Source organism: Bradyrhizobium sp. CCBAU 53340 (assembly GCF_015291645.1).
In the GTDB taxonomy this organism is placed as follows: domain Bacteria; phylum Pseudomonadota; class Alphaproteobacteria; order Rhizobiales; family Xanthobacteraceae; genus Bradyrhizobium.
This window is the reverse complement of the sequence record NZ_CP030055.1, coordinates 6,332,535-6,345,226: the sequence shown is the minus strand read 5'-3', so window position 1 is coordinate 6,345,226 and position 12,692 is coordinate 6,332,535. Positions and strand designations below refer to the sequence as shown.

Below are 12,692 nucleotides of genomic sequence, written 5' to 3'. Positions count from 1 at the left end.
GACTTGGCTACGCGACTGAAGATCGGCACCCGCAAGAGCGCGATGGCGCTGGCCCAGACGGAAGAGATCGCGCGCCGCCTGACATCAGCCGTGCCGGGTCTCGACGTCGAGATCGTCAAGTTCGACACCACGGGCGATCTCGACCAGACCAGCAAGCTCTTGCCCCATGGCGGCAAGGGCGGCGCCTTCGTCGCGCAGATCCGCGCCGCGGTGCTGGCCGGCGAACTCCAGGCGGCGATGCATTCGCTGAAGGACATGCCGGGCAATGAGGACACGCCCGGCCTCGTCATCGGCGCCACGCTGTCGCGCGATCCGCCCACCGACGCGCTGGTGCTGCGCGAGGGCGTCACGCTGGAAGCGCTGCGCCAGTCCCGCGGCAAAGGTTTTAAAATTGGCACCAACGCCGTGCGCCGTGCCGCCTATGCGCGGCGGCTGTTTCCGGAGGTCGAGGTGATCCACTTCCGCGGCGCCGCCGACACGCGCGTGCGCAAGCTCGACAATGGCGAAAAGCAGCGCCTGCCGGACGGCGGCGCGGTCGGGCCGGCCGACGCGCTGATCATGGCGCGGTCGGGTCTCGACCGCGTCGGTCTCGCCGACCGTATCGCCTATGAGTTCACCGCGGCGGAGATGCTGCCCGCAGCAGGGCAGGGCATCGTCGCGGTCGAATGCGCCGCGCTGGACTGGCCGACCCGACAAATCCTGTCAGCGATCGACGATCCCGCCGCGCACGCTTCTGCCGACGCCGAGCGCGAGGTGCTGTGGGTGCTGAACGGTCATTGCAACTCGCCGGTCGCGGGTTTCTCGACCATCGCGGGCGATCAGATGTCGCTCACCGCCTCCGTGCTCGACCTCTCCGGCAACACCATCATCGAAGCCTCGCGCACAGGCCCCGCCAACCGTCCGCGCGAGCTCGGCCGTAGCGTCGGACTGGACCTCTTGGGCAAAGGGGCCGCCGGGATCATCGAGCGTAGCCGGCCGCGGTAAGGCACGACCTGATCAACCCGGTACGTGGGCCCATGTGCTTGCTCAAGAGCGGGTGAATACCCGCCTTGGATGGAAGGATACGCATTGGGATGCAGATTCTCCCCGTTTTCAAGTTGCTGACCTTGCTTGCCGTTGCCAATGGTGTGCCCGTGCTTGCAAAGCGCCTCTTTGGAGGCCGCCTCGCCTGCGCTCTTGACGGAGGGGATCGTTTCATTGACGGGCGCCCGCTGTTCGGCGCCTCAAAGACGTTGCGAGGCTTGCTGCTTTCGATTGTTGTCACCACTGCCGTGTCCCCATTGCTTGGCCTGGACTTCGCATCCGCCTTTCTAGTCGGGCTAGGCGCGATGGTCGGAGACTTGCTTTCGAGTTTCACAAAACGTCGACTTGGCATAAAGCCAAGCGGCAGGGCCACGGGGCTCGATCAAGTACCGGAGTCGTTGCTACCGGCGCTCATGTGTTGGAAACGTTTGTCGCTATCGACCACCGACGTGGTCGTCGTGGTCGCCGTATTCTTCCTGGGCGAAATTGTCCTTTCCCGCCTAATGTTCAGGCTGCATATTCGCGATCGCCCTTATTGATGTCGGCGTGAGCTGAATGAAGATGGTGCAGTGTTATTTCAGGCGGACAGTTTAGCCGGATCGGCACCACGGAGGAGCCGACCCCGACCGACGTGTAGCCGGTCATCTGGTGATAATTCCAAAGTCCCGCCCCAAACCGCCTGGGCAACATCGAATCCAGCGTGATCGGCACCGATCCCGGAAGGCAGATTTGCCCGCCATGCGTATGACCGCTCAAGAGCAGGTCGAAGCCGGCATGGGCTGCGTGACGATAGATTTCCGGAGTGTGCGACAGCATGATTGTGAAACTGTCGGGAGGAATGGCCGAGGCAGCCTTCTCAATGCTGTCGACCCGATAAAAATGAGCGTCGTCGATGCCGGCAAGATAGATCTGCTCGTCGCCTCGCGAGATCGGCACGCACTCGTTCAAGAGCATCCTTATGCCCAGGTCCTCCAGTGCCGGAACCATTCGGATCGTATCATGATTGCCAAGAACGCCGTAGGTTGGCGCTCTCAGCAGTGCACAAATCTTCGCCATACCCTCCAGGGCCGCATCGAACGGACCGAACGTGGCACCGCGGAAATCGCCCGTGAGCACGCAGGCGTCGTACGCGAGCGACGGAAGAAGCTCCGCCAGGCGCTGCATCGCGGCATTGTTCATGTCCACATGCAAGTCGCTGATGTGCAGCAGAGTGAAGCCCTCGAATGCCCTTGGTAATGAGGCAAACACGAGATCGGTCTCGTTGACCCGAACGTCAGCCGCATTCTTCACCCCGCGCCAGTAGAGGCCGGAAAGCTTGAACACGCCACGAATGAGGGAATGCACCGAATACCAGTTCTCGATATGGAAGAAATTGAGGCCTTGACCGAATATTTGAGCCTCGTGGTCGGCCTCGATTCCCAGCCTCTGCCTGGCATGAAGCCTGCCAAGTCGCTTCTCGAGAAGGCTAACGACGGAGGGTTGTGAGGGTTCCAAGGGCAATCCCTTTCAACTCGGCTCGGCCCGCGCACAGCAGGCCACTGCATCGTTTGCAGCCGAAAGGCGTTGTCTTTGCGGTTGCTGCGATTGTCGCAAGTGGCGTCACGCATCCCGATTGGGATGACCAGACTAGCACGCGCAGGGCAGGTGATAAGCCTCGAGAACAGCAAAGCGACGGTGAAGGTCCGGCAAGATAGCTCCGGCGAGCGCCGCGCCAGCTCTGACAATGAGAGCAGTCATAGCTGTCTAAGCAGCCGATTTGGCGGGCTGCGTTGTTGAGTTGGCTGATTTCCGTGCAGTTACATAACCGTTCTCGCGATATTCAATTTCACGAACCTTGCGAGAATAAGTCAGATATTTGTTGATGAGGTCGCGGTCGTTGGGATTGAAACGAATTTGCTTTTCCATAACGGCAAGATCTTCGCGCAGAGTTGCAGCGTCCAACATGAATTTAATATCGCCGAAGTGGCATCCGGTGCGCGCGAGCATGTTGCCCTCCTAATGCGGCTTGCCGAGCACTGTTGCGAACGGCACGTCGAAGATTTGATCGCCGTCATTGTCGGTAACGTGGAGAACCCAACTGCGCCAATCTTCCGCGCTCGCTGTCATGATGAGCGATCGCACTACACCATCTGCGCGCTCGCATGCCTCCACCAAGTCGTCCACGGCAGTGCCGCTTCGATCAATCAACAAGCCGCCCGCATTGGAGTAATGGAAATAAACGTCGGTCATGTTCCAACTCCCATATCAGCAGGGCACGCTCACCCAATAGCAGGAGACGAAACATCAGAAAATTCAGGTCGACACCCTAGGGGGATATACGGAGAAGACGGGAGGGGCTGCTCATGACCGCCTCCCGTTGATGCGCCGTCGCGCCGGCGTTTCACGCCGCTGACTTGAAGCGCAAATTGGCGCGCGAGAGCTGGCCGAGCGAGGTGCATCCCATCAGCTTCATGTCGCGCTCGAGCTCGGCCCGCAACAGGCCGAGGGCCCGCTCCACCCCGGGCTGGCCGGCCGCTGCCAGCGGATAGAGATAGGATCGCCCGAGGCCGACGGCCTTGGCACCGAGCGAGAGCGCCTTGAGGATGTGGGTCCCGCGCTGGATGCCGCCATCCATCATCACGTCGATGCGATCGCCGACGGCATCGACGATTTCCGCGAGTTGGTCGAAGGCGGAGCGAGAACCGTCGAGCTGCCGGCCGCCATGGTTCGACAGGATGATCCCGGCGCAGCCGATTTCGACCGCGCGGCGCGCGTCGGCCGGCGACATGATCCCCTTCAGACAGAACGGCCCGTTCCAGCTTCGCACCATCTCGGCGACATCATCCCAGTTCATCGACGGATCCAGCATCTCGGTGAAATAGCGGCCGATCGACACCGCGCCGCCACTCATGTCGACATGCTCCTCCAGTTGCGGCAGCCTGAACTTCTCGTGGGTGACATACTGGATGCCCCATTGCGGCTTGATCACGAATTGGAGCATGCCGGCGAGCGTCAGACGGAAGGGAATGCTGAATCCGGTCCGCAGATCGCGCTCGCGGTTTCCACCGGTGATGCTGTCCACCGTCAGCATCATGACCTCGACACCGGCCTCCTTGGCGCGCTGCATCATCGCACGGTTGAGGCCGCGATCCCTGTGGAAATAGAACTGATAGACCTGCGGTGTATCATGGGCCTTGCGCAGCTCCTCGAGGCTGACCGTGCCGAGAGAGGAGACGCCGAACATGGTGCCGTAGCGCGCCGCGGCCGCAGCGACGGCGCGCTCGCCCCGATGGTGAAACAGCCGCTGCAGGGCCGTCGGCGAGCAATAGAACGGCAGCGCAAGCTTCTGCCCCATGACGGTGACCGAGAGGTCGACCTCTTGCACGCCGCGCAGCACGTTGGGCACGAGGTCGCATTGCTCGAAGCTCGCCGTGTTGCGCCGGTGGGTGACCTCATCGTCCGCCCCACCGTCGATGTAATCGAAGATCGGCCCGGGCAGCCGGCAACGCGCCAGCCGCCGGAAGTCGTGAAAATTGTGACACTGTGACAAGCGCATCGCCAGCCTCCGATCAGGGCACGAGCAGCTTGAGCGGCCAGATATAGGCCTGGCCCAGCACCAGGATGCCGACGAGAATGACGAGCGCGAAGCTGTGGAAGAAGACGAAGCGCAGGATCGTGCCCTCGTGGCCGTACCATTTGGTGGCGGTGGAGGCGACCACGATGCTTTGCGCATCGATCATCTTGCCCATGACGCCGCCGGAACTGTTGGCGGCGGCCATGAGCACCGGGCTCACGCCGATCTGTTCGGCGCTGATGCGCTGGAGTCCCCCGAACAGCACATTCGAGGACGTATCCGATCCCGTCAGAGCGACGCCGAGCCAGCCGATCAGCGCGCCGAAGAACGGATAGAGCGCCCCGGTCTTGGCGAAGGCGAGCCCGAGCGTGGCATCCGTGCCGGAGTAGCGGGTGACGAAACCGAGCGCCAGCATGCAGGCGATGGTCGCGAGCGAATAGCGCGTCAAATAGAGCGTGCGCACATACATCCGGATCAGACCGAACGGACCGTAGCCGACCAGCAGGCCCGAGATGATCGCCGACAGGAGGATGCCGGTGCCGGCCGCCGAGAGCAGATTGAGCACATAGACCGCGCCCTCTGCGACCGGCTTGGCCACGACCGGCGGCGCCTTCAGCACGAGGTTGTGCAGCCCGAGGACGGGAAACTTCGCGATCCAGATGCCATCGAGCCAGGTCTTCACCTGCGGCGTGCCCCAGGCGAAGACGAAGGCCGAGAAGATCAGCCAGGGCGTCCATGCCTTGGCGACCGCCGCCTTCGTGGTCTTGCCGGCGGGAGCTTCACCGGACAGCGGGGTGCCATAGCGCGCCGGCATCTCCTTCATCGCATGCGCGGGCCGCCAGACGCGCAGGAACAGCGCGAGGCTTGCCATGGACACCACTGCGGCAATCACGTCGACCAGCCACGGGCCATGGAAGTTCGAGACCAGATATTGCGGAACGGCGAACGAGACGCCGGCCACCAGAATCGCCGGCCAGATCTCGAGCATTTTGCGGAAGCCGACGAAGGCCCAGATCAGCCAGAACGGCACGAGCAGCGAGAAGAACGGCAGCTGCCGTCCGATCATCCCGCTCAGCTGCTGGAGATCGAGCCCGGTCACTGCGCTGAGCGCGATCACGGGCGTGCCGAGCGCGCCATAGGCGACCGGTGCGGTATTGGCGATCAGCGACAGGCCCGACGCGGCGAGCGGCGAAAAGCCAAGTCCGATCAGCATCGCGGCGGTGACCGCAACCGGCGTGCCGAACCCTGCTGCGCCCTCGAAGAACGCACCTAGCGAAAACGCGATGAAAAGCAGCTGCAGGCGGCGGTCGTCACTGATCGAGGAGACGGAGTGCTGCAGGACAGCGAACTCGCCCTTCTCGTTCAGAAGCTGATAGAGGAAGATGATGTTGATGATGATCCAGCCGATCGGCAGGAGTCCGAAGCCCGCGCCGTAGATCGCGGCCATCCCGGCCATGCCCGCCGGCATGCCGAACGCGAACACCGCAACGCCGAGGGCGGTGACGAGGCCAAGGGCCGCCGCCCAATGCGCCTTGATCTCGAAAATCGCAATCGCGCTCAACAGCACGATGACCGGCAACGCCGCCGCGGCGGTCGAGAGCCATGGATTGTTAAAGGGGTCGTAAGCCTGGTTCCACGCCACGAAAATCTCCTCGCGTTGTCCTCATCTGCCGCCGCTGGTTCGCGGTCTTGGGCATCTATATTGTCCGATGAGCGATTTGGTAAAATTAATTAACCAGAATTGTCAATTGGGAAGTATTGTTCATCCGATATCGGCGGTGGGGCGTATGCTTGACCGAGGGTGCGAAAGCCCCATACTCGGACGACGAATCTGCGCGTTTCGCCAAAGGGATAGGTGCCGCCTTGAGCAACGTCGTCCGGACCCCGAAAATCGCGGAAGCGATGGCCGATCACATCGAGAAGCTGATCCTCGAAGGCGTATTGCGGCCGGGAGAAAAGCTCGCGGCCGAGCGGGATCTCGCCGAGAAGCTGGAGATTTCCCGGCCCTCACTGCGCGAGGCGCTGCAAATCCTTGAAAAGCGCGGCCTGCTCGCCACCACCCGCTCGGGGACGTTCGTCGCCCAGTTCCTGTCGCCGCTGTTGCGGCCGCTGGCTACGCTGTTGCAGGACAAGCCGCGTGTCACGGCCGACTATTTCGAATTTCGCAGGATTCAGGAAGCGCACGCCGCCCGCTTCGCCGCGCTGCGTGCCACCGATCTCGACCGTCAGGCGATCCGGGATTGCGCCGATCGGATGCGAAAGGCCCACAAGCTTGAAGATCCGACCCAGGAGGGCGACGCCGACGTGGACCTTCACCTCCTCATCTACGAGGCGAGCCACAATGTGGTGTTGCTCCACGTCATGCGTGCGCTCGCCGAGCTCTTGCGCAACAACATCTTCTACAGCCGCGCGCAGCTCTATTTGCGCGAGGGCGTCCGCGACCAGCTGCTGGAGCAACATCTGGCGCTCGCGGACGCCGTGATCGCAGGCAAGACCAAGGAGGCTGAAGCGGCAGCGGCCGAGCACATCCGTTTCACCTTCGAGACGGTCGAAGAGATCAGGCGCGACGATCTCCGGCTCGAAACCTCGCTCAGCCGGGTGAATCGCAGCGATTTCCTCGCCTGATAGGGTCTTCGGCCGTATCGCGCTGCGATATATTGCTTTCTTTGCGACATCACAAAGATCTCAGCGGCCCGCCCGGGTAGGCTTCCCGTCATGGAACCCGGAAAGCTTACGTGTGGCGAGGGCGCGACCGATCGCGCCGCGATTTGGGCTGGGATGACGAGACGATCATGATCGGCGGCAGCATTTCCCGATGGACGATGACCTACTTCGCGGCGGCGCTGACCTGGTTGCTGGTCGCGCTCGCGCTGATGGTCGCGGGCATCGGACACCCAGCTGCGGATCTGGCAGCACCGGACACGCTGGTTTTGGTGCATGTGGTCTGCATCGGTTGGCTGAGCATCGCGATGTGCGGAGCGCTTTTCCAATTCGTGCCTGTCCTGGTGGCACAGCCTCTGTTCTGCGAACGATGGGCCCTGCCTGCCCTGGTCCTGTTGACGGCGGGACTGGTCTCGCTGCTCGCCGGGTTCATGGCTTTGGGCGCCCGCCTGCCGTCCGCGCCATGGCTGCTGCCGCTCGGGGCCGTGCTGCTGGTCGTCGGCTTCGGCCTCGTCGTGGTCGATCTCGGTCTAACGGCTTGGCGGCGGCCGACGGGACCGGCACGATTCGTCCTGGTTGGCCTGGCCTCGCTTTGCGCAACGGCCGCATTCGGCGCGGTGTTCGCGTTCGCATTGGCCGGATGGGCCGGGCGGATGGGCGATGCTGTCCTGGCGCGGGGCATCCCGCTGCATGCGGTGGCCGGGCTCGGCGGCTGGCTGACCTTGACGGCCATGGGCGTCAGCTACCGATTGCTGTCCATGTTCATGCTGGCGCCTGACGTCGAGGACCGGAAGAGCCGCCTCACGCTCGCCGCCGGCGCGCTCGCGATCGCGGCGACCGTCGGCGGCGGTGCCATTGCCATAGGCTTCCAGCTGGGGCTGAACACTGTGCTCTCGATCGCCGCACTTTTCGGCCTGGCTTGCGCCGCTCTCTACGGGCGGGACATCGCCGCCATCTTCCGCAGCCGCAAGCGGCGCCATCTCGAACTCAACATGCGGATGGCGATGCTGTCATTCGCGAGTCTGGCGGCTACGGGGCTGCTGGGAATCGTGCTCGTTTCGACGCGAACACTGCCGCTCTATTTGGGTGCCTTTGCCTTCCTGGTGGCGTTCGGCTGGTTGTCGGGGCTGGTCCTGGCCAAGCTCTACAAGATCGTCGCGTTTCTCACCTGGCTCGAGACCTACGGACCGGTGATGGGGCGCGCGCCGACGCCCCGCGTCCAGGACCTGGTCGCGGAAAGCAGGGCGAGCAAGTGGTTCACGATCTACTACGTCTCCGTCTGGATGGGGACGCTCGCTCTGCTGGCGGCAGAGCCGGGCGCGTTCCGGATGGCCGCGGCCGCGATGACCGTCGGGGTCGTCGGGATCGTCCGCGAAATCGTTCGGATCCGGCGGCTGGAAGATGTCGCCTCGCCGTTGCGCCTGCCGGCGGGCGCCGTTGCGCCGCACCTGCTGTTCGCCAAAACCTGAGGAGTTCGCAATGACAGACTATTTGGATGTCGATGCCCGTCCGATCCTGCGTGCCGGAGGCGAGCCGTTCTCGGTCATCATGGCCGCGGTCGGTGGTCTCCAACAGGGGCAGGGTCTGCGCCTTTACGCGCCGTTCAAGCCGGTCCCTTTGTTCACCGTCATGGCCGACAAGGGCTTCGCTCATTCGGCAAGCGAACTCGAAGGCGGTGAATGGGAGGTGCTGTTCACGCCTGTCGGAGCCGAGCCGGAAACCACATCGATCGTCGCAAGCAATTCGCCCTTCGTACCCTGGCCCGAGCCCGTCGTGGAGCTCGACAACCGCGACCTCGATCCGCCCGAGCCCATGGTCCGGATCCTCGCTGCGGCTGAAAAGCTCGGGCCTGGCGAGACGCTGACGTCTCTTCTGCGGCGAGAGCCGGTGTTCCTGTTTCCTCAGCTCGAGAAGCGGGGCTTTCGCTGGCTCGGTGGATTTCGCCCTGACGGCGCCACCTACGAACTGACCGTGAGGGCGCCATTATGACGGACCGATTGGTCGACGACATCCGCGGCGCGCTGCGCGTCGTGATCGATCCTGAACTCGGCGAAAACATCGTCGATCTCGGTTTCATCTACGACATCGCAGTCGCAGACGGGGCGGTCCGCATCACGATGACGGCGACGACGCCCGGCTGTCCCGCGACGTCCTTCCTGAAGGAAGGAGCGCAGGCGGCGGCGTCGACCGTTGCAGGGGTCGCTTCCGTCGACGTGACGATGACCTTCGAGCCGGCCTGGACCCCCGATCTCATGAAGGCCGGGGTCCGCGCCTCGCTCGGCTTCGCCGCCGTGAATTGACCGCGCGTCATGGCCATCACCATCGAGATCAATCACGCGAAGACCCGGGCCAAGGCAGCAGCCGCTGCCGGTTCGCCCGTCATTCCGCAGGTCGCCAAGGGTCCCATCCGAAGGATCAAATGGGCCATCCTGCTGCTGACTCTGTCGATCTACTACGTCACCCCGTTCCTCCGCTGGGATCGCGGGCCGAACGCGCCCGACCAGGCCGTGCTGCTCGACTTCGCCAACGGGCGCCTCTACGCGTTCTTCGTCGAGATCTGGCCTCAGGATCTCTATCTGGTCACCGGCCTCCTGGTGCTCGCCTCGACGCTCCTGATCCTCACCAACGCGCTGGCGGGACGTCTCTGGTGCGGCTTCGCATGTCCCCAGACGGTGTGGACCGATCTGTTCCTGCTCGTCGAGCGCCTGATCGAAGGCGACAGACGCCAGCGTCTCAAGAACATCGGAGCGCCCCTCACGCCCAAGCGGGTTGCCCAGACCGTCGCCAAGCACGCGGCGTGGCTTCTGATCTCGCTGGTGACGGGCGGCACGCTGATCTTCTACTTCACCGACGCGCCGGACCTGCTGCGCGGCTTGGCTGTCGGCAATCTGTCGGCCAACGCCCTGACCTGGATCCTGGTGTTCACGGGCACGACATATGGGCTTGCGGGTTTTGCGCGCGAGCAGGTCTGCACCTTCATGTGTCCCTGGCCGCGCCTGCAGGGCGCGATCTGGGATCCGGAGGCCTATACCGTCAATTATCGCGACTACCGCGGCGAGCAGCGGACCTCCGCGAAGAAGGCGGCCGAATTGCGCCTGCGCGGTGAGACGGCAGGCGATTGCGTCGACTGCGGCCAGTGTGTCGCGGTCTGTCCGATCGGCATCGACATCCGGGAGGGTCCGAATTTCGCATGCATCAATTGCGGCCTCTGTGTCGATGCATGCGACGGCGTGATGGCGAAGCTCGGGCGCCCGCGCGGTCTGATCGATTACGAAAGCTGGGCCAATATCGAACGGGGGCGCAGCAAGGAGCCTCCTCGCAACCGTCTGCTGCGGCCGAAGACGCTCGGCCTTACGGCGGCCTGCCTTGCACTGGCCGGAACGATCGGCGTTGCGTTCGCGATGAAGACCACCGCGACCCTGTCGGTCCAACACGATCGCGATCCCGTCGCCGTTCGCCTGTCGGACGGTTCCCTGCGCAATGCCTACACGGTGAAGCTGCTCAACAAATCGTCGAGCCCTCATCGCTACACGCTGTCCGTCAGCGGCATCGACGGAAGGCTGTCCATCGTCGGTAACGAGGGCCTCGCTCCGATCGAGATCGCCGCCGACGCATCGGAATCTCTGCGCGTGACCTTGACGGCAGCGGACGCCGGGCAGGGGGACGTTGTGTTCACCGCCCGTGACGAGACCGGCCGCGCGCTCTCTGCCACGGACCGCTTCATCGAGCGGTGACGCGCGCGATCAAGTCCCGGCGCTCATCTCGCGATTCGCTGCGTTGGGCCGAGCGTCAGGGGCCACCCGGGTGACGATCGCAGTATGCGCCTGTTTTGCCCGACGGGTCAAATGATCTTCGGAAAAATCGCATGACCGCATCATGCGAAATCCCCCAACGATTTGTACGGTGCATGGGGTTGTTTTCGCGGTTTTGGTCTCCGCTCGTTGAAGCCTGGCCATGACGACATGGAGCGTCCGCTAGTATCTTATCCACGCACCCGCTTGATCATCTGCTCGACATGGGCGATCGGCGTCGCCGGCTGGATGCCGTGGCCGAGATTGAAGATGAAGCGACCTTGGGCAAAGTTCGCCAGCACATCGTCCACCGCACGGTCGAGCGCATCGCCGCCCGTGATCAGCACCAGCGGATCGAGATTGCCCTGCACCGCGACGCGGCTCTGCACGCGCTCACGGATGAAGGCGGGCTCCGCGGTCCAGTCCATGCTGACGGCATTGACACCGGTCGCCTCGACGTAACCAGGCAATTGCGCGCCGGCGCCGCGGGGGAAGCCGATGATCCTGGCATCCGGCACCTTCGCCCGCACGCCCTCGACGATGCGCCGTGTCGGCTCGGTCGACCAGCGCGCGAACTCGGCCGGCGGCAGCACGCCGGCCCAGGTGTCGAAGATCTGCAAGGCGTTGGCGCCAGCCTCGAGCTGCGCCAGCAGATACCGGATCGAGGTCTCGACCAGCACGTCGATGATTTTCGAGAACGCCTCCGGATGCCGGTAGGCCATCATCCGCGCCGGCGCCTGGTCGGGCGTGCCCTGGCCCGCGACCATGTAGGTCGCAACCGTCCACGGCGCGCCGCAGAAGCCGATCAGCGCGACCTCAGGATCGAGCGCGCCGCGCACGATCCTGAGTGCGTCGAACACCGGCTGCAACGTGCCGAAGTCCGCCTGCGCGGCGAGCGTTGCGACCTTGGCCGGATCGTCCAGCGGCTCGAGCCGCGGACCTTCGCCGACCTCGAACCGGACGGAGCGGCCGAGCGCGTAGGGGATCACCAGGATGTCGGAGAAGATGATCGCCGCATCGAAGCTGAACCGTCGGATCGGCTGCAGCGTGACCTCGGCGGCGAGCTCCGGGTTAAAGCAGAGATCGAGGAAGCTACCGGCTTTGGCCCGGACCTCGCGATATTCAGGCAGATAGCGGCCGGCCTGCCGCATCATCCACATCGGCGGGATGGTTTGCCGTCGGCCGGCGAGGACGTCGATGAAAGGCTTTGTTGCAGTTTGGGGCACGAGACTTCCTGATGCAGATCCGGGGTTCCTGATACACCGCCGCGGGCAGAAGCGGAACAGGGGAACCAGCGCAAATGCGTCGCGTTGACCCGCCAATGGAGGAGGATTCCATGGCTCAGACATTCAATCCCGCGCCGCATGACAAGCACGCCGAAAATCTGCACGAAGCGCTTGCGGCCGACCGCCACGCCAAGCTCGATACCGGGTTGGAAGATACCTTTCCCGCCTCCGATCCCGTGAGTGCCACGCAGCCGACGCCGTCGAAGGCGGACGCAGAGGCCGACCATCCTTCGCTCTGGGACAAGGTCAAGTCGATCTTCAGCTAGCGAGCGGGAGGCCGCCAGTTTCCGATAGTCTTGATAAGACCTTGTTAGCGATCTGCAGAAGCCCCGGTCCGTAGGAGTACGGGAAAACCCGTAGATGAATGCGAATCCGGGC

Annotated in this window: 14 protein-coding genes; 8 read left to right on the top strand and 6 right to left on the bottom strand. The window is 63.8% G+C overall.

The window, feature by feature from the left end:
- Window positions 1-3 precede the first annotated feature (3 nt).
- A complete protein-coding gene (hemC, locus tag XH89_RS30015) occupies window positions 4-984 on the top strand; it encodes a hydroxymethylbilane synthase (protein WP_194463955.1) in 981 nt (326 codons plus the stop codon).
- Window positions 985-1,073: 89 nt separating this feature from the next.
- Window positions 1,074-1,562: a CDP-archaeol synthase gene (locus tag XH89_RS30010; RefSeq protein ID WP_194463954.1), complete on the top strand. Its 489-nt coding sequence runs from the start codon at window positions 1,074-1,076 to the stop codon at window positions 1,560-1,562.
- Here XH89_RS30010 and XH89_RS30005 read toward each other — a convergent pair.
- The 5 genes from XH89_RS30005 to XH89_RS29985 form a co-directional block, all read right to left on the bottom strand.
- The gene (locus tag XH89_RS30005) at window positions 1,531-2,517 is read right to left on the bottom strand and encodes a metallophosphoesterase (protein WP_194463953.1); all 987 of its coding nucleotides are present in this window, start codon (window positions 2,515-2,517) and stop codon (window positions 1,531-1,533) included. The two genes, XH89_RS30010 and XH89_RS30005, sit on opposite strands and share 32 nt — an antisense overlap.
- 249 nt (window positions 2,518-2,766) lie before the next feature.
- Entirely contained in the window at window positions 2,767-3,009 is a 243-nt protein-coding gene (locus XH89_RS30000; protein WP_194463952.1) for a hypothetical protein, read from the bottom strand.
- Window positions 3,010-3,018: 9 nt separating this feature from the next.
- Window positions 3,019-3,252: a hypothetical protein gene (locus XH89_RS29995; RefSeq protein WP_194463951.1), complete on the bottom strand. Its 234-nt coding sequence runs from the start codon at window positions 3,250-3,252 to the stop codon at window positions 3,019-3,021.
- A gap of 151 nt (window positions 3,253-3,403) precedes the next feature.
- A complete protein-coding gene (locus tag XH89_RS29990) occupies window positions 3,404-4,558 on the bottom strand; it encodes an alpha-hydroxy acid oxidase (RefSeq protein WP_194463950.1) in 1,155 nt (384 codons plus the stop codon).
- A gap of 13 nt (window positions 4,559-4,571) precedes the next feature.
- Window positions 4,572-6,218: an L-lactate permease gene (locus tag XH89_RS29985; protein WP_194463949.1), complete on the bottom strand. Its 1,647-nt coding sequence runs from the start codon at window positions 6,216-6,218 to the stop codon at window positions 4,572-4,574.
- A 221-nt stretch (window positions 6,219-6,439) separates the two neighbouring features.
- On the opposite strand from XH89_RS29985, the gene XH89_RS29980 reads away from it, so the two are divergent.
- From XH89_RS29980 to ccoG, 5 genes are all read left to right on the top strand, one after another.
- A complete protein-coding gene (locus XH89_RS29980) occupies window positions 6,440-7,201 on the top strand; it encodes an FCD domain-containing protein (RefSeq protein ID WP_246767652.1) in 762 nt (253 codons plus the stop codon).
- 167 nt (window positions 7,202-7,368) lie between these two features.
- Entirely contained in the window at window positions 7,369-8,706 is a 1,338-nt protein-coding gene (locus XH89_RS29975; protein ID WP_194463948.1) for a hypothetical protein, read from the top strand.
- A gap of 10 nt (window positions 8,707-8,716) precedes the next feature.
- Window positions 8,717-9,226: a DUF2249 domain-containing protein gene (locus XH89_RS29970; RefSeq protein ID WP_194463947.1), complete on the top strand. Its 510-nt coding sequence runs from the start codon at window positions 8,717-8,719 to the stop codon at window positions 9,224-9,226.
- The gene (locus XH89_RS29965) at window positions 9,223-9,537 is read left to right on the top strand and encodes a metal-sulfur cluster assembly factor (protein ID WP_194463946.1); all 315 of its coding nucleotides are present in this window, start codon (window positions 9,223-9,225) and stop codon (window positions 9,535-9,537) included. Before XH89_RS29970 ends, XH89_RS29965 begins: the two co-directional genes overlap by 4 nt.
- Before the next feature lie 9 nt (window positions 9,538-9,546).
- Entirely contained in the window at window positions 9,547-10,971 is a 1,425-nt protein-coding gene (ccoG, locus tag XH89_RS29960; protein WP_194463945.1) for a cytochrome c oxidase accessory protein CcoG, read from the top strand.
- 248 nt (window positions 10,972-11,219) lie between these two features.
- Here ccoG and hemE read toward each other — a convergent pair whose 3' ends face one another.
- A complete protein-coding gene (gene hemE / locus XH89_RS29955) occupies window positions 11,220-12,254 on the bottom strand; it encodes a uroporphyrinogen decarboxylase (protein WP_194463944.1) in 1,035 nt (344 codons plus the stop codon).
- Between the two features lie 110 nt (window positions 12,255-12,364).
- Between hemE and XH89_RS29950 the strand changes: the two genes are divergently transcribed.
- Window positions 12,365-12,580 carry a hypothetical protein gene (locus XH89_RS29950; RefSeq protein ID WP_194463943.1) on the top strand — a complete coding sequence of 72 codons (216 nt, stop codon included), beginning with the start codon at window positions 12,365-12,367 and terminating at the stop codon, window positions 12,578-12,580.
- Window positions 12,581-12,692: the final 112 nt, after the last annotated feature.

Excerpts from the sequence above, each read along its gene's own strand:
- XH89_RS30010 (WP_194463954.1), top strand. The coding sequence starts at position 1,074 with ATGCAGATTCTCCCCGTTTTCAAGTTGCTGACCTTGCTTGCCGTTGCC.
- XH89_RS30000 (WP_194463952.1), bottom strand. The coding sequence starts at position 3,009 with ATGCTCGCGCGCACCGGATGCCACTTCGGCGATATTAAATTCATGTTG.
- XH89_RS29995 (WP_194463951.1), bottom strand. The coding sequence starts at position 3,252 with ATGACCGACGTTTATTTCCATTACTCCAATGCGGGCGGCTTGTTGATT.
- XH89_RS29990 (WP_194463950.1), bottom strand. The coding sequence starts at position 4,558 with ATGCGCTTGTCACAGTGTCACAATTTTCACGACTTCCGGCGGCTGGCG.
- XH89_RS29975 (WP_194463948.1), top strand. The coding sequence starts at position 7,369 with ATGATCGGCGGCAGCATTTCCCGATGGACGATGACCTACTTCGCGGCG.
- XH89_RS29970 (WP_194463947.1), top strand. The coding sequence starts at position 8,717 with ATGACAGACTATTTGGATGTCGATGCCCGTCCGATCCTGCGTGCCGGA.
- XH89_RS29965 (WP_194463946.1), top strand. The coding sequence starts at position 9,223 with ATGACGGACCGATTGGTCGACGACATCCGCGGCGCGCTGCGCGTCGTG.
- ccoG (WP_194463945.1), top strand. The coding sequence starts at position 9,547 with ATGGCCATCACCATCGAGATCAATCACGCGAAGACCCGGGCCAAGGCA.
- XH89_RS29950 (WP_194463943.1), top strand. The coding sequence starts at position 12,365 with ATGGCTCAGACATTCAATCCCGCGCCGCATGACAAGCACGCCGAAAAT.